The 15,514-nt window shown below is 72.5% G+C and carries 14 protein-coding genes; 5 read left to right on the forward strand and 9 right to left on the reverse strand.

Annotated features, from left to right (window positions below):
• Positions 1 to 5: 5 nt before the first annotated feature.
• Positions 6 to 1,988: a flavin monoamine oxidase family protein gene (locus OG861_RS29685; RefSeq protein ID WP_329192291.1), complete on the forward strand. Its 1,983-nt coding sequence runs from the start codon at positions 6 to 8 to the stop codon at positions 1,986 to 1,988.
• 160 nt (positions 1,989 to 2,148) lie between these two features.
• Positions 2,149 to 2,343, forward strand: a complete 195-nt coding sequence (locus OG861_RS29690) for an antitoxin (protein WP_329192288.1) — start codon at positions 2,149 to 2,151, stop codon at positions 2,341 to 2,343.
• A gap of 112 nt (positions 2,344 to 2,455) precedes the next feature.
• Here OG861_RS29690 and OG861_RS29695 read toward each other — a convergent pair whose 3' ends face one another.
• Positions 2,456 to 3,253 carry a TIGR04222 domain-containing membrane protein gene (locus OG861_RS29695; RefSeq protein WP_329192287.1) on the reverse strand — a complete coding sequence of 266 codons (798 nt, stop codon included), beginning with the start codon at positions 3,251 to 3,253 and terminating at the stop codon, positions 2,456 to 2,458.
• 50 nt (positions 3,254 to 3,303) lie between these two features.
• Complete coding sequence (locus OG861_RS29700) at positions 3,304 to 4,284, reverse strand: ArsR/SmtB family transcription factor (protein WP_329192285.1); 981 nt, start codon at positions 4,282 to 4,284, stop codon at positions 3,304 to 3,306.
• A 98-nt stretch (positions 4,285 to 4,382) separates the two neighbouring features.
• On the opposite strand from OG861_RS29700, the gene OG861_RS29705 reads away from it, so the two are divergent.
• Both OG861_RS29705 and OG861_RS29710 read left to right on the forward strand, forming a co-directional pair.
• A complete protein-coding gene (locus OG861_RS29705; RefSeq protein ID WP_329192283.1) occupies positions 4,383 to 5,654 on the forward strand; it encodes an MFS transporter in 1,272 nt (423 codons plus the stop codon).
• A 115-nt stretch (positions 5,655 to 5,769) separates the two neighbouring features.
• Positions 5,770 to 7,221, forward strand: coding sequence for an amino acid permease (locus OG861_RS29710; protein WP_329192280.1), 1,452 nt, complete (start codon positions 5,770 to 5,772; stop codon positions 7,219 to 7,221).
• 95 nt (positions 7,222 to 7,316) lie between these two features.
• Here the strand turns inward: OG861_RS29710 and OG861_RS29715 are convergent, their stop codons facing one another.
• Together OG861_RS29715 and OG861_RS29720 are read right to left on the reverse strand one after the other, a co-directional pair.
• Complete coding sequence (locus OG861_RS29715) at positions 7,317 to 8,702, reverse strand: S53 family peptidase (RefSeq protein WP_329192279.1); 1,386 nt, start codon at positions 8,700 to 8,702, stop codon at positions 7,317 to 7,319.
• 227 nt (positions 8,703 to 8,929) lie between these two features.
• Positions 8,930 to 9,643 carry a VOC family protein gene (locus tag OG861_RS29720; protein WP_329192277.1) on the reverse strand — a complete coding sequence of 238 codons (714 nt, stop codon included), beginning with the start codon at positions 9,641 to 9,643 and terminating at the stop codon, positions 8,930 to 8,932.
• 162 nt (positions 9,644 to 9,805) lie between these two features.
• Between OG861_RS29720 and OG861_RS29725 the strand changes: the two genes are divergently transcribed.
• Positions 9,806 to 10,117, forward strand: a complete 312-nt coding sequence (locus OG861_RS29725) for a hypothetical protein (protein ID WP_329192275.1) — start codon at positions 9,806 to 9,808, stop codon at positions 10,115 to 10,117.
• Positions 10,118 to 10,193: 76 nt separating this feature from the next.
• Here the strand turns inward: OG861_RS29725 and OG861_RS29730 are convergent, their stop codons facing one another.
• The 5 genes from OG861_RS29730 to OG861_RS29750 form a co-directional block, all read right to left on the reverse strand.
• Entirely contained in the window at positions 10,194 to 10,697 is a 504-nt protein-coding gene (locus tag OG861_RS29730) for a TspO/MBR family protein (RefSeq protein ID WP_329192273.1), read from the reverse strand.
• Between the two features lie 162 nt (positions 10,698 to 10,859).
• Positions 10,860 to 11,288 carry a hypothetical protein gene (locus OG861_RS29735; protein WP_329192271.1) on the reverse strand — a complete coding sequence of 143 codons (429 nt, stop codon included), beginning with the start codon at positions 11,286 to 11,288 and terminating at the stop codon, positions 10,860 to 10,862.
• 67 nt (positions 11,289 to 11,355) lie between these two features.
• Positions 11,356 to 12,549: a globin domain-containing protein gene (locus tag OG861_RS29740; RefSeq protein ID WP_329192269.1), complete on the reverse strand. Its 1,194-nt coding sequence runs from the start codon at positions 12,547 to 12,549 to the stop codon at positions 11,356 to 11,358.
• A gap of 79 nt (positions 12,550 to 12,628) precedes the next feature.
• Positions 12,629 to 13,069 carry an RrF2 family transcriptional regulator gene (locus tag OG861_RS29745; RefSeq protein WP_329192267.1) on the reverse strand — a complete coding sequence of 147 codons (441 nt, stop codon included), beginning with the start codon at positions 13,067 to 13,069 and terminating at the stop codon, positions 12,629 to 12,631.
• A gap of 109 nt (positions 13,070 to 13,178) precedes the next feature.
• Positions 13,179 to 15,512, reverse strand: coding sequence for an ABC transporter permease (locus OG861_RS29750; RefSeq protein ID WP_329192266.1), 2,334 nt, complete (start codon positions 15,510 to 15,512; stop codon positions 13,179 to 13,181).
• Between the last annotated feature and the right edge of the window lie 2 nt (positions 15,513 to 15,514).

The raw sequence follows: 15,514 nt of genomic DNA on the forward strand, positions 1-15,514 counted from the left end.
CGCTCATGATCATTCAGACATCTCCCTCCGCCGACGGCTCCGACGGCTCCGACGGCTCCGCACCCGCACCAGCGCCCGCACGCCGGCCGTCCCGCCGTACCGTCATCAGCGGAGCGGCCGCCGCCACGGGAGTCGCCGCGCTGTCCGGCGCCACGGCGTCCCGCGCCACGGCGTCCGCCGCGCCCACGCGGGCTCCGGCGAGCGCCCCCGAGACCGACTGGGAGACGTGCCTCGCCATCGCCAGGGCCATCCTCGTGCGGGACGACGACGATCAGCCGCTGGTACCGCGCTACGCGGACATCCTGCTCAAGAACGGCCTGCCCCGATCACGTCGCACCGGCAGGAAGGTCCTGGTCATCGGTGCCGGCCCCGCCGGCCTCACCGCCGCCCACCTGCTGCACCAGGCCGGTCACCAGGTCACCGTCATCGAGGCCAACGGCAACCGGGTGGGCGGGCGGATCAAAACCTTCCGCACCGGCGGCCACGAGAAGTCCCCGGCGCCCTTCGCGGATCCGAAGCAGTACGCAGAAGCCGGCGCCATGCGCATCCCCGACAGCCACCCCCTGGTCACCGGACTGATCGACGGCCTCGGCCTCAAGCGCAGGCGGTTCCACCTCGTGGACGTCGACGGAGCCGGTCGCCCGGCGTACCGCACGTGGATCTTCGTCAACGGGATCCGCGTGCGCCGGGCCGACTACGCGCGCAGCCCGCAGGCCGTCAACCGCTCCTTCGGGGTTCCGGTGGCCTACGAGTCGGTCCCCGCCGCGCAGATCGTACGCAATGCCTTCGCGCCCGTCCGCAAGGAGATCGAGGGTAAGGAGGACAGGGCGCTCGTCGAAGGTTGGGCCCGCGTCATCCAGCGCTACGGCCACATGTCGATGTACCGGTACCTGACGGAGGAGGCGGAGCTGGACGAGCGGACGATCGACCTGATCGGAACCGTCGAGAACCTCACCTCGCGCCTGCACCTCGCTTTCGTGCACAGCTTCATCGGTGCCTCGCTGATCAGCCCCGACACCGCGTTCTTCGAGCTGCCCGGCGGCACGGCCACCCTCGCCGACGCGCTCTACGCCCGCGTCAAGGACCTGGTGCGGCTCGACCGCCGGGCCACCCGCATCACGCACGGCGAGGGCAAGGTCACCATCGACACCGTCTCCGAGGGCCGCGGCGGCAGCCCGGTGCAACGGGAGACGTTCACCGCCGAAGCCGCGATCATCACCGTCCCCTTCTCGGGTCTGCGCCACATCCCCGTCACCCCCGCGCTCTCCTACGGCAAGCGCCGCGCGGTCACCGAACTGCACTACGACGCCGCGACCAAGGTCCTGCTGGAGTTCAGCCGCCGCTGGTGGGAGTTCGACGAAGCCGACTGGAAGCGCGAACTGGAAGCCGTACGGCCCGGCTTGTACCGCAAGTACCAGCTGGGGCAGACACCGGTGGACGGCACCCTGCTGGGCGCCCACTCCTCCGTCCCCAAGGGACACATCTCCGCCGCCCAGCGCTCCCATTACGCCGCCTGTCGGCTCGTCACCCGTGATCAGCCCGAGGCGGTCGGCGTCATCGGCGGCGGCTCGGCCACGGACAACCCCAACCGCTTCATGTTCCAGCCGTCCTACCCCGTCGAAGGCAGCAAGGGCGGTGTGCTCCTCGCGTCCTACAGTTGGTCCGACGACGCCTTGAAGTGGGACTCGTTCGACGACGCCGAGCGCTACCCGCGCGCCCTCGCCGGCGTTCAGGACGTGTACGGGCAGCGGATCGAGGTGTTCTACACCGGCGTCGGGCGGACCCAGTCCTGGATGCGCGACGCCTACGCCTACGGGGAAGCGTCCGTGCTGCTCCCGGGCCAGCACACCGAGCTCTTCCCGCACGTCCGCAGGCCCGAGGGCAACCTGCACTTCGGGGGATGCCACACCTCCATCAAGCCCGCGTGGATCGAGGGAGCCCTGGAATCCGCGGTGCGAACCGCCCTGGAGGTCCACTCGGCGCCGTGAGCGCGGCCGGTCGGCCGGGTCCGGTCCACCGGAGAACGCACCGTCCGCCCCGTGCCACGGGATGCCGGGCCCCGGACGTGCTCGTCGCACCCGGGCGTAGGAGCGGGCCGGCAGGGTATCCGCGGCTGCGTACGACGCACGGACTACCGCGGAGGTACTCATGAGCAAGCTGGGAGACATGGCGAACAAGGCCAAGGAGCTGGCGAAGGGGCACCCGGACCAGGCCGACAAGGGTGTCGAGAGCGTCGAGCGGCTGATCGATGAGCGTACGGGTGACAAGTACGACGCCCAGACCGACAAGGCCGCCGACGCGGTGCGCCGTTCGTACGGCAGCAACGGTACGACGGAGCGCTGACCTGCTTCGTTCACCGGTGGCCCCGGCGCTGCACTGCGCCGGGGTCACCGGTGCCCGGCCCGTCCTCGGGCCGGTCGGGGGCTTCTTGCTGCCGGGACGGAGGAGGCGCTCGTCAGCCCCCGCACCCGCCGCACCCGCCTGACGTCTCGGGCCGGCCGCCGCCCCCGCCCCGCTCCATCGGTTCCCTCGGAGGGCGGGTCAGCAGCCCGCTCTCCCCGGTGAACCGGGGGAGCTGGGCGCGCAGCGCCGGGGCGCCGAACAGGGCGACGCTCAGCAGCAGCGCGCCCGGATCGTCCTGCTCCGTGGCCCGGCGAGTTCCGGCGTGGTCCAGGCGCAGTCGGGCGAGCAGCGTCGCGCCGCGCGGGGTGCGCCGGGGCCGCGCCCACAACGCCGCCGCGGCGACGTCGGCGAGGAGGGCGAGCCACAGCCACCCGGCCGCCCGTCCGCCCGCGGCGGCTTGCACGGGCGCCGCGGCGAACACAGGGAGCAGCACGGCCCGTGCGGCCCACCGCCGCTTCGCGGACACCAGCAGTCCCGCACACTCCAGCGCCCGGGTGGTGTGACGGATGGCTTCCTCCACCCGCTCGTAATCCCGCAGCCGACGGGGGTGCACGGCCCGGTAGAGCGCGCCGTACTGCGCGCGGGCCACCGCGGAGCTGCCGTGCGGCGGCAGCCGGTCCGCGACGCCCCGCACCGTCTGCCGGAACCCCGCCTCCACCGCGCCGACGAGGTACAGCTCGACCAGTGCGGTCTGCGCCGCCCCGCGCGCGCCCCCGCGCAACAGCCCCACCTCGACCGGCGACAGCGCCTTGCCGCGCGGCCTGCTCCTTCCGCCGCCGAGCCGCAGCGCCCCGGCGAGCAACACCAGGCACCACGCCACGCCGGTCGCCACTCCACCCGTCAACGCCATGCGAACCACCCCCTGCCCTTACCTTCCCCGCCCCTGCGCGTCAGACGCCGCTAGCGGCCAGCCGCTGCGGCCAGGAGCGCCTCAGCGGCCCCGGTGCGTGTGTAGAGCACGTAGCGGCCGGCCCGGTGGCCGTCGACCAGCCCGGCGGAGCGCAGCGCGGTCAGGTGCTGGGAGACGCCACCCGGGGTCATGGCGGTGCGGCGGGCCAGCTCGATGGTGGAGGCGGGAGTGTCGAGTTCGGCCAGGAGCCTGGCCCTGGTGCGGCCGATGACCGCGGCCAGCGGCTCGGTGACCGTCGTCCGCCGCTCCCAGAGCGTGGCCACTCCGAGAGGCGGGTAGCGCAGCGTCGGCTGCCATCCGGGCGTGGTGATCGTGAAAACGTGCGGCCAGGCGAAGACCGACGGTACGAGCAGCAGTCCGCGTCCGTGGAGGCGTCGTGTTCCCCGGGCGTAGTGGTGCCCGACGCGCAGCGTGTCCTCGTCCCAGCCGACCGCGGGGTCCAGATCACCGAGCAGTCGGTCCGCGCCCCCTTCGGCGAGCAGACGTGCCCGGCGCAGTACGTCGCCTTCGAGCAGCGAGCGCATCCGCGGCCAGTACGGGGCGAGCGCGATCTCCCAGTAGGCCCCGATCAGTTCGGCGAGTCGTCCCAGCCCTCGTTCCGGGTCCTCGCGCAGTGCGTCCAGGCGTGCGGAACGCGGCGCGAGCCTGCCGTCGAGGCCCGCGCGGACCTGTTCGGCGGGCGTGGCACGGAGCACCGCCAGCTCCGTCCCGAGATCGGCCAGCGGAGTCGTGGGCGGGGGAGCGACGAAGAGCGGGATGCCGCGCGGCGGGTCAGGAACGAGGTCGGCCAGCAGCGACCAGTCCAGCCGCTCCGCCGCGAGCCGTCGTCCCGTCGGCTCGGACCACGGCCGGAAGACCGCGTGCCTGCCGGGATCCCGCAGGATCCGGACACTGGCCACGACCTCCCACAGCGGGGACAGCGCGAACCGGGTCCGGGCGAGGTCCCGGGCCGTGAACCGCAGCTCCAGCACGCCGCCCGCCGCCCTTCCCGTACATCCGATGCCCCCATGGATTCAGTCCACCCTAAATCCATTCCGGGATGCGGGGTGCGCTGGCCAAGCTCACCCCCATGACCACGACCCACTTCGGCGAGCCCCGTAGCGCGCCCACACGCCACCCGCTGCACCACGCCGGCTACCGGCATCTGCTCGCCGCCACGGCGGTGAGCAAGCTGGGCAGTTCGATCAGCGCCCTGGCGATTCCTCTGGTTGCCATCGTGGCACTGCGGAGCAGCGCGGGCGAGGTCGGCCTGCTGGCGATGCTCGGCACACTGGCGTTCCTGCTCGTCGGACTTCCCTGCGGTGCCTGGGTGGACCGGATGAGGCGGCGCCCGGTGATGATCGCGGCCGATCTGTTCCGGGCCGCCCTGCTGCTTTCCGTTCCGGTCACCTGGGCCTTCGGCGCCCTGACGATCGGGCAGCTGTATGCCGTGGTCCTGCTGGCGGGCACGGCCACCGTCTTCTACGACGTCGCCGCGCAGAGCCACTTGCCGGAACTGGCCGGCCGTGACGGGCTCACCCGCGCCAACTCGCTGCTGGTGACGATCGACGCCGTGGCTCAGATCGGCGGCCGGAGCGCGGCCGGATTCCTCATCGCCCTGTTGTCGGCACCGGCGGCGATCCTGCTCGATGCGGTCAGCTACCTCGGCTCGGCGCTGTGCCTGGCGCGGATACGCCGGCCGGAGCCGGCGCCCGGGGCCGCCGAGCGCGGCCGTCTGCTCGCGGACGTGCGCGAAGGCGTACGGTTCGTCTTCGGCCATCCGCTGCTGCGGGCGGTTGCGGCCGCGGGCGCCTGCACCAACGTGTCGATCCAGGTGTGCCAGACCGTACTTCCCCTCGTGCTGGTCCGGGAGCTGGCTCTTCCCGGCTTCGCCGTCGGCTTGTTCCTCGCCACGGGCGGAGTGGGGATACTGCTCGGCTCGCTCGCGGCCCGCCCGCTGTGCGGACGGCTCGGCCCCGGGCGCGTCCTCGGCTTCCTCGGGCTGGCCATCGCCCCCGCAGGGGTGACGATCGCGCTGGTCGACCGGGGGCCGGCCCTCTGGGTGGCCGCCGTCGGCTGGCTGCTCACCACGTTCAAGGTGGGCGTCGACAACGTGCTCAAGGTCAGTCTGCGCCAAAGCCTCACCCCCGACCGGCTGCTCGGCCGGATGAACGCCACCCTGCGCATGGTCCTGACCGGCTCCCTGGCCGTCGGAGCCGCCCTGGCCGGCGTGCTCGGCGAACTGGTCTCCACCCGCGCCGCCCTGTGGGCCGGGGCCGTCGGTCTTGCTCTCGCCTGGCTGCCGATCATGTGCTCGCCCGTGCGCAGACTGCGCGAGATGCCGGCGCCGCTACCGCAATGAACGACCGCCCCGGCCGCTCCCACCGCCCCGCGACGACGTGCGGAGCGCCTCACTCCGCCGTTCCGGCGACTGCGTCATCATGAAATCCCGTCAGCACCTGCGGAAAGGACCGGACATGTCGAGGCCGCGGATGGGAGAGGGCGTACTGCGCCGCAAGCCGATCGAGCACATCGACGAGACCGAGGGCGCCCCCAGCGAGCAGCTCACGCGGACCCTCGGCCTGTGGCAGCTCACCGCGATCGGCGTCGGCGGCATCATCGGCGCAGGCATCTTCACGCTCGCCGGCACGGTCGCCAACGGCATCGCGGGGCCGGCCGTACTGGTCTCCTTCCTCATCGCCGGCGTGGCCAGCGCCGCGGCCGCCTTCTCGTACGCGGAGTTCGCCGGCCTGATCCCGAAGGCAGGCTCCGCCTACACCTACGGGTACGCGGTTCTCGGTGAGCTGGCGGGCTGGTTCATCGGCTGGGACCTGCTGCTGGAATACACGGCCATCGTCGCCGTCGTCGCCATCGGCATCTCCGGCTACTTCAACTTCCTCCTCACGGACACCGGCGCGGGCCTGCCGACCTGGATGCTCGGCGCACCGGGGACGGGGGAGGGCCACCGCTTCGACCTCATCGCCGCCGCGCTCTGTCTGTTCACCGCCTACCTGCTCAACCTCGGCATGAAGAACGCCGCGCGCTTCGAGACGGTCGTCGTCGTGCTCAAGGTGCTGGTCGTCCTGCTCGTCATCATCGTCGGCTTCTTCCACATCAACACCGACAACTACACCCCCTTCTTCCCGTTCGGAGTGGGAGGCGCCTTCACCGGGGCGGCCACCGTCTTCTTCGCCGTCTTCGGATACGACGCGATGAGCACGGCGGCGGAGGAGTCCAAGGACGCGCAGCGCCACATGCCCAGGGCGATCATCTACTCGCTCGCCATCGCCATGGTGCTGTACGTCCTCGCGTGCCTGGTCCTGACAGGTATGCAGCACTACACGGAGATCGACCCGGAGAGCGGGTTCTCCAGCGCCTTCAAGTCCGTGGGGCTCGGCGCGTTCGCCGATGTGATCGCCGTCGGGGCGATCATCGGCATCCTCACGGTGATGTTCACGTTCATGCTCGGTGTCACGCGCGTGTGGTTCTCCATGAGCCGCGACGGACTGCTGCCCCACTGGTTCGCCAAGACGCACCCGACCCGGCACGTCCCGACCCGCGTCACCTGGATCGTAGGCGCAGCATCGGCCGCCATCGCGGGCTTCGTGCCGATCGGCGCGGCCGCGGAGCTGACCAACATCGGCATCCTGCTCGCTTTCGCGGTCGTGTGCACTGCCGTCATCGTGCTCCGGTACCGCCGTCCCGACCTGCCGCGGCAGTTCCGCGCACCCTTCATGCCCGTCACGCCCGCCATCGGTGTGGTCGCCTCCATCTGGCTCATCACCTATCTCCAGGTGCAGACGTGGATCCGGTTCGTGGTCTGGTTCCTGATCGGGCTGGTCATCTACTTCGGCTATTCCTACCGGAACTCGGGCCTCGCCAAGGCCGCCCGCGAGGGCTCTGCGAACGGGCCGGCCGGCACCGTCTGAACCCAGGGAGGCGGCACGTCCGCGCCGGACACGCGCACGGCGCCACCCGGAGGACCGGGCGGCGCCGTGCGCGACGGCGGTGAGCCGTCCGGTGGTCAGTAGTGTCGGCTCTCCCGCGCCAGGGCCGGCACGAAGCGTGCGGCGTCGATGGTGCCGAGACCGGTCGCCATGTCGTAGCCGTTGACCGCGGTGTAGCCGGTCACGCCCGCATAGCTGTTGTTCGTGCCGTCGTTGACGTCGACGAGGCCGCTCGACGGCTTGTAGCGCTCGTCCTTGTAGAGGGAGTACAGGGCTTCGTTGAGGTTTCCGATCCGGCGGCCGGCCGCCTGGTCGGCGAGGGCGACGATGCCGGAGAACAGCGGCGCGGCCTCGCTGGTGCCGCCGGACACGTCCCAGCCGACCGCGGTCGGGTCGTAGCTGGAGTACACCCACGCCCCGCCGTTGACGGCGGCGGCCATCGAGATGTCGGGGGTGCCGCGCCGATTGCCGACGACGCCGCGGACGCCGTTTTGGAACGCGGGCCGCTCGAAGACGTGCGACTGGCCGCCGCCGCCCGCTCCGTTGTCGTTGTAGACGCTCTCGGGGCTGAGGCGGTTGCCCTTGTCGTCGAGGTGCAGCTGGGTGCCGCCGATCGAGGTGACCAGCGGGTCGGAGGAGGGCCAGGAGTTGACGCGCTCGTGGTAGTAGCCGCTGCCGTCCGCCGTGCTGTCCGTGGCGCCGCCGTCGCCGGAGGAAGCCAGCACGGTGACCCCGTGCGCCGCTGCGGCCTTGAAGGCGTACCGCAGGTCCTTCAGGCTGGAGAAGTCACCCTTGTCGAAGCCCGGGAAGGTGTTCTCGGTCGCGCCGAAGCTCTGGGTGATGACGTCGCCGATGCCCCGGTCGATCAGGGACTTCTCGGCCGACATCATCTCGGGGAAGCCGGTGACGCCCTCGGTCTCCGCCACCGCCGTCTCCACCAGCACGATCTTGGCGTCCGGCGCCATGGCGTGGGCCATTTCGACGTCGAGCGTGGACTCGCCGGCCCAGCCGGTCATGTCGGCGTTCTTCGGGTCCCAGGCCGGGACGTTGCCCCACTTGACCACCTGGACCTTGCTGCTGGGTATGCCGAACTGCTTGCTGTACACGTCGAGGTCGTGCTGGATCGTCGGTGAGCCGAACGAGTCCACGATCACGATGGTCCGGCCCTTGCCGGTGATGCCGGCCTTGTAGAGCGGGTCCAGGTGGTACGCCTGGCGGTACTGCAGCGGTCCGTAGCAGGCGATCTTCCACTTCGCCTGGCACTGCTCCGTGGACAGCGGGCTGCCGACGGCGCGGACCAACTGGTGTCCGGCCACGGCCGGAACGGGCTTGACCTGCCGGCCGGCGACGGGGGCGGCCGAGGCGGCCCCGCTCACAGGAGTGGCGACCAGGGCCGCGGAGGCGAGGGCGGTGGCCCCTGCCGCGGCGGCCACGGCGCGGAGCCGGGGGCGAGGTATGCGCATGAGTGCTCCTTGTGTGGGGTGGAGCCGCATTGACGGCTCCCGTGATCCCATCGGGAGGTCATGCACAGGACAAGGAGCTTTGTCGCTTGATGCCGAACGCTTTGCCTGCCCGGCAATCCTTTGTCGCTTCCTGACCGAATCATGGGCGGTGTCCCACGACGGATCTGCGACGGGGGCACCGCCTGCCGCCATTCCGACGCGTGCGCCCCACTCGACGACAGCCCCCGCTAGCCGGGCCTCACGCAGAACTCGTTGCCGTCGGGGTCGAGCATCAGTACCCGGGCGCCGTCGTCCTCACCGGTGTGCCTCGCGCCGAGGGAGATCAGACGGTCGACCTCCGCCGCCCGGTCCGCGCCGGCGGGGAGCGCCAGTTCGAAGAACAGCCTGTTCGTGCCCGCCTTCGGTGCGACCGGCGGGCCACCCCAGGTGATCTTGCTACCGCCGTCCGGCGATTGGATCGCGGTCTCCTGGTCCTGGTCCCAGACCAGCGGCCACCCCAGCGCCTCGCTCCAGAAGTAACCGACCTCTTGCGTACCGTCGCAGGCCAGCGCTCCGATGAAGCCGGTTCCGGCGAGGAACTTGTTGCCCGCCGCGATGACGCAGAACTCGTTGCCGTCCGGGTCCGCGAGCACGACGTGCCCCTCTTCCGGGAGTTGGCCCACGTCGACGTGTTTCCCGCCGAGCTCCAGCGCCCTGGCCACCGTCTGCCCCTGATCCTCCGGGGAGGTGCTCGTCAGGTCGAAGTGGGCCCGGTTCCGGACGGTCTTCGGCTCCTCGCTCGGCAGGAAACGGATGCGGAACCCGGTGGCGTCGGGGGGCAGGATCGTGACGCCGCCGTCCGGACCGTGGGCCGGCTCCCAGCCGAGGACCCCGGACCAGAACCGAGCCAGGTCCGACGGGCGGGTCGCATGGAAACAGATCGCGAACAGCTGACTGGTCATACCCCGTGCATCTCCGATCCACTGACGGTCGCCACGGGACCTCGCCCCCGCGGCGACCGCAGCCTAGGGGTGGCCGTGCGGCGCCCGCATCCGAATTCCCGGCGCCGGGCGGTGCGCCCGGCGGGAGGAATGAACACGCTCGGACGTGGGCAGCCGCCGACCGTGACCTCGAAACCCGGGCCGCCCACCACCCGCGACGGGCACTACGTCGTCATCGACGGCCGCCGCTGGCGAGCCACCGACCCCGCCGTCCCCGCCGAGGCCGGTGCACGCCTGCGCGCCCACCTGATGGACGCCCGGCGCGCGGTCGCCGCCGCCCGTCGTGCCGAAGACCCCCGGGCCGAGCGCGCCGCCCGGGACCGGGTCCAGGTGGCGAAGACGGCGCTGGGGGAGCGTGGCGTCCCGTGGTGGGAGCAGAGCGACGAGGAACGGCGTGCCCGATGGGAGCAGGGCTTGGCCTCGCTCGACGCGTGAACCGGGGTCCGACGTGGCACACGCCGTGTTGCGGGCCGGGCGGCGCCCGGCCATGGCGTGAGGTGGAAAGCCCGCTCTACGTGTTGAGCCACCAGATGGCCGCATTGAGCGCCGCGGCGAAGGCCACCCATGCCACGTACGGGCCGAGCAGGAGCGCCGCCGCGCGATCGAGCCGGTGGAAGAGCACCGACGTGACCCCGACCGCGCCCAGCAGCAGCCCGATGTCCAGGAGGGCGAGCCCGAACTGCCCGGCGCCGAAGAAGAGCGGGGTCCAGGCAAGGTTCAGAACCAACTGCACCCACCACCAGACGAGTGCCGATCGCACCCTCGGGCGGTTGGGGTGGCGCCAGACCAGCCAGGCCCCCACCGCGATCAAGGCGTACAAGAGCGTCCACACCGGACCGAAGAGCCACGCCGGCGGTGCCCACGAGGGCTTCTCCAGCGACGAGTAGACCTGACCCGCGTCGGCCGCGGCGAGCGCGCCGAGGGCCGCCACGCCGTACGTCACGACGAGGAAGGCGGCGAGCGCCCCCCAGCTGCCGGCGCCCCTTCCTCGTTTCGGTGTCGCGGTTGCTGCCACGGCTTACTCCCCGACGGTCTCGACGGCCTCTGGCGTGCGGAACGGCAGGGCGGACGGGCCCACCGCACCGCTCGTGTCCCACGCCTTGTCTTCCGTTCCCCCACGGCCTTCGGATGCACCGTCGTCCTTCGTCCCGCAGCCCTGGTGCGGCCGGGGTGGTGCTCAGGGCATCAGCGTGGCCGTGCCCAGCGCGAGGAGGGTGAGGGCCTTGGCCACCTCGCAGGCCACGTAGAGCAGGTGTGCCCGCGAAAGGGGGACCTCTTCCCCGGCCAGCACCCGGTCGGAACGGCGGTCGAGGGCGGGCCTGACACCGGCCAGCTGGACCACCAGCAGTGCGGCGGCGAGAGAAGTCAGGACCACCACGGCCGTCGACGGGGCGCCGACGGTGACCGCCGCGATAACGACCACGGCCAGCACGGCCTCGACCCGGTTGAGCGCACGGAAGACGAGACGGCCGATGCCGAGGCCGATGCGCACGCTCACGTCGGGGGCCCGGAATTTGAGCGGCGCCTCAAGGAAGGAGATGGCCAGCACCATCCCGAGCCAGACGAAGACGGCCGCGGCGGCCACGGCCGCCCAAGCGGTGTTCACGCGTTCCTCCTTCTCGGTCCGGCCCCGTCAGGGGTGCGAGCCCCTTCCACGGCAACGGTCGCGGTTCTCACCGACCCAGCCAGAGGTCCGGGCCGAAGACCTCGTAGTGGATCCGCTCCGCAGGCACACCTCGCCGCAGGAGGTCACCACGTACCGCACGCATGAACGGCAGCGGCCCGCACAGGTAGGCGGTCACGTCCCCGGGAAGTTCCAGCCCGCTCACGTCGGCGTGGCCGGCCGTCGCCTCGGGTGCCCGGTCACCGGGGACCTCGTACCACAGGTGCAGGCGGGCGTCCGGCAGCGCCCGCAACAGGCGGAGCTGCTCCTCGCGGTGCGCGTGGTCGGCGGGGGAGCGGTCGGCGTGGACCGCGATGACGCGGCGGCCGGAACCGGTGGAGGCCAGGTGGCCGAGTACCGCCAGCATGGGTGTGTTGCCGATCCCCGCCGACGCCAGCAGCAGGGGGCCGTCGCCTTCCGGCAGGGTCATGTCGCCGAACGGCGCCGACACGGTCAGCGCGTCGCCCGGCCGGGCGTGCGCGTGGAGCCGGGACGAGACCTCGCCGTCCGGCCCCGCCCCGCCGCGGACGCGCTTGACGCTGATCCGCCAGAGGGGCCGTCCGGGGGCGGCGGAGAGGCTGTACTGGCGTATCTGCCGGGCCCCGTCGGGGAGTTCGGTCCGGACGCTGACGTACTGCCCGGGCTTGAACGGTGCGGCCGGCCGGCCGTCCCCGGGGCGGAGGAGGAAGGAGACGACATCGGGCGTCTCCTGCCGCCGCTCGGCGATCTCCATGCGCTGCCAGACCTCGCCCTCAGCGGTGCCGGCCTCCTGGTAGAGGCGGGCCTCGACGGCGATCAGCGCGTTGGCCATCAGCCAGTAGACCTCGTCCCATGCCGAGGCGACCTCGTCGGTGACCGCGTCACCGAGCACCTCGGCGATCGCCGCGAAGAGGTGCCGGTGGACGGTCTTGTACTGGTCGGAGGCGATGCCCAGCGAGGCGTGCTTGTGCGCGATCCGGGCGAGCATCGCGTCGGGGCGGGCGTCCGGCTCCTCCAGCAGCATGCCCGCGAACGCCGCGATGGAGCCGGCCAGCGCCTTCTGCTGCTCCCCGCTCGCCTGGTTGCCCCGGTTGAACACGTCGTGCAGGAGCTCGGGACGGGCGGCGAAGAGGTTCCGGTAGAACAGCTCGGTGATGTCACCGATCGCGGCTCCGACCGCCGGGAGGGTGGCCCGGACGACGGGGGTGGACTGCGCGGAGAGCACTGCGACTCCTCAGTGGTATTTCATCTTCGTGTTTACGGGTGCGACTCGCCCCGGCCGCGGCGGGTGCTTGAGGGCGGGGCTACTTCGGCGGCGGTCCGACCAGGGCCATCAGTACCGGCCCGGTGGGCGAGGTGACGAGCTCGGCCACGGTGATCGGGTCGAGCGCGGCGTAGAACGCCTTCTGGGCCTCGCGCAGCGCGTGCCGCAGCCGGCAGGCCCCGCGCAGGGGGCAGGGCGGGTCGTCGCAGGACACCACCTCGTCCTCCCCTTCGAGCTGCCGCACCAGCCAGCCCACCGATGCGTGCCGGCCCATGGCGGTCAGGGCGAGCCCTCCGCCCCGGCCGCGCCGGGCCTCGACCACACCGAGGTGCTGCAGGCGTGTGATCGCCTTCGCCGCGTGCGTGTGCCGCACGTCCATGGCCTCGGCCACCTCGCGGGTGGTGAGCACCTCATCGGTGGCACAGACCGCCAGACGCATCACGGATCGCAGCGCCAGGTCGGTGAACTTCGTCAGTCGCACACCGGGACGCTAACAAACTCGCATCTTGGAGTCGTATTTGGGGGGTAGGTGGGGGCGCCCGGGCGGGGTTCCCAAGGGCGGGGCAAGGCGACCGGGCCTTCGGCGGGGGTCAGAGGGTCTCGCTCAGCGAGTCCGCCGGCCTTCGCCGAGCCGTCCGCGTGGCCGGCAGGGTCGCCGCCGCCACCGCACCCAGCACCGCTGCGACGATCACGGCCAGCAGCACCGGCAGTGACGGCGGATGGGCGATTCCGGCGCCGATCCCGCTCGATGCGCCTTGCGCGTCCACGAGCCAGCTGCCGGACAGTGCGCCCACCACTGTTGCGGCCACGGCGGAGACCAGCGCCGTCAGTCCGGCGGCCGCCACGATCATCGAGCCGATCTGCCGGGGCGTCAGCCCCATCGCCTTGAGTGCGAGCAGGTCCCGGCCCCGTTCGCGCACCCCCGCACTGATCAGCGTCAGCAGCTCGATCAGGCCGATCAGCGCCAGAACCGCGACCAGGGCGGCGATCACCGCGCGGGCCGGTTCGAGCCGGTCGGCGGGGTTGGGCGTCTCCCGGATCTCCAGCGCGCCCCCGGCTGTCGCGGCGAGCGCGCTCCTCACGGCCCGGACGTCCGCACCCTCGCGCAGCACCAGGGCGTGGAAGTCGGGCCGCAGCTGCGGATCACGCTCGCGCAGCGCGTCGAGGGTGGTGGTGATGACGCGGCCACCGGACTCGGGCTCGATCGTGCGTCCGACGAGGTGCAGTATCTGCGGCCGTCCCTCGACGGTCATGCGTACCCAGTCACCGACCCGCACGCCGAGGAGGTCCAGCAGTCCCTGCCCGGCGACCGCCTCGTCCGGGCCGCCGACCGCTCGCCCCTCCACCACCGCGGAGGGGTACGGGCGTGCGGTCGTGCCGAGGCCCCGGAGGGTGATGGTGCCGGTCTGCCCCGGCACCAGGGCCGCCATCTCCGCACCGGGATGCACCGCGGTGATGCCGGGGACCGCCGCCAGGCTCTTCTCCAGCTCCGCGTCCGAGGGCCCGGCGGACCGTTCGGCCCGTACGGTCAGGGCCGCGGGCAGCCCCATCAGCGCGGGCCGGCTGCGGAACTGGTCCAGCGTCGACCACGCGACGAGCGCGACCGTGATCAGCAGGAGCGGCAGGGCCAGCCTGCCCACCGACACCAGCGTCCGGGCGCGGCGCGGGAACGCGGCGCGCCACCCGAGCACCAGGGCGGCAGGCACCCGTATCCCCAGCGCCCGCCTGCCCAGTGCGGTCATCGGCGCGGCGGTCGGCAACGCCGCGCGGGCCGCGGGCACCGGTGGCACCCGCCCGGCGCGCCAGGCCGAGATGCCCGTGGCCGCCGCGATCAGCAGCACTGCGCCGCAGGGGACGCCGATCATCAGCGCCGTGTGGCCGGGCAGGTCCTGCCAGACCGCCGCCGCTTCCCCGATGCGTCCCGGTATCCGGCCGCCCAGCAGGGCGATCGCCGCCGTGCCGAGGGTCACCCCGAGCAGCGCGAAGGCCAGGTGCTGTACGAGGAAGCCGCGGGCCACCTGGCCGGGAGTGAAGCCGACGGCCTTGAGGATGGCGATGTCCCGAAGCTGGCCCCGCACCCGCGCGCCGATCGCTCCGGAAGCGGCGAGCGCCGCCGCGAGCAGCGCACCGAGACCGAACACGGCGAACATCTGTCCGAGGAGCCGGTCGTCACCGCCGGCCTCCGCCCGCGCCTGCTGCCACTTCGTCACCTGGGCGACCCGGTCGGCGCCGAGGACGGTCACGGCGCGCTGGACCATGAAGTCGGTGTCCGCCGGGTCCTTGAGGCGCAGCCCCACGCTCTGCCCGGTGCCCGTGGGGGCGATCGTGTCGAGGGTGGGGGAGAGCACCCAGCCGATGCCCGGTGCGCCGCCCGGTTGGTAGCGGGGCTCGGCCGCCTCGGCGATGCCGGCCACCCGCAGTTCGCGCGCAGTGCCGTCCGGTCCGGTGACCCGCACGGTCTCGCCCGGCTCCGCCCACAGGGCCCGCGCGACGGAAGTCTCCAGTACGACGGTCCCGTCCCCGCCGCCGGCCCCGCTGTCCGCCGCGGTGAGCCAGCTGCCCGCGGTGAGGAGCGGCCGCCCGGTCTCGGGTGGCTGCGCCGAGGTCGCCCGTAGTGTCACTCCGGCCCGCGCGCCGCGCGACTCGACCGTCGTCGCCGCGGTGCGGTAGGGGCCGGAGAGGGCCGCGACCCCGTCCAGGCGGCCCAGGGCGTCCACGTCGGCGGCCCCGGCACGGGTGTGCAGCCAGATGTGCGCGCCATGGGACTGGTTGAAGATCCGCTGCCACGGGTTCGCGGCGTAGCTGAACATCGCGCCGGCGAGCAGGAGCGAGGCGATGATCCCGGCGCTGGCCAGGACGACGAAGAGGGCTTCTCCGCGGTGTGCGCGGAAATCGGCGTGCGCCCAGCGCAGAGTGGCCCGCACCC

Source organism: Streptomyces sp. NBC_00539, from assembly GCF_036346105.1.
Lineage (GTDB): Bacteria > Actinomycetota > Actinomycetes > Streptomycetales > Streptomycetaceae > Streptomyces.

Excerpts from the sequence above, each read along its gene's own strand:
- OG861_RS29685 (WP_329192291.1), top strand. The coding sequence starts at position 6 with ATGATCATTCAGACATCTCCCTCCGCCGACGGCTCCGACGGCTCCGAC.
- OG861_RS29690 (WP_329192288.1), top strand. The coding sequence starts at position 2,149 with ATGAGCAAGCTGGGAGACATGGCGAACAAGGCCAAGGAGCTGGCGAAG.
- OG861_RS29695 (WP_329192287.1), bottom strand. The coding sequence starts at position 3,253 with ATGGCGTTGACGGGTGGAGTGGCGACCGGCGTGGCGTGGTGCCTGGTG.
- OG861_RS29705 (WP_329192283.1), top strand. The coding sequence starts at position 4,383 with ATGACCACGACCCACTTCGGCGAGCCCCGTAGCGCGCCCACACGCCAC.
- OG861_RS29710 (WP_329192280.1), top strand. The coding sequence starts at position 5,770 with ATGTCGAGGCCGCGGATGGGAGAGGGCGTACTGCGCCGCAAGCCGATC.
- OG861_RS29715 (WP_329192279.1), bottom strand. The coding sequence starts at position 8,702 with ATGCGCATACCTCGCCCCCGGCTCCGCGCCGTGGCCGCCGCGGCAGGG.
- OG861_RS29720 (WP_329192277.1), bottom strand. The coding sequence starts at position 9,643 with ATGACCAGTCAGCTGTTCGCGATCTGTTTCCATGCGACCCGCCCGTCG.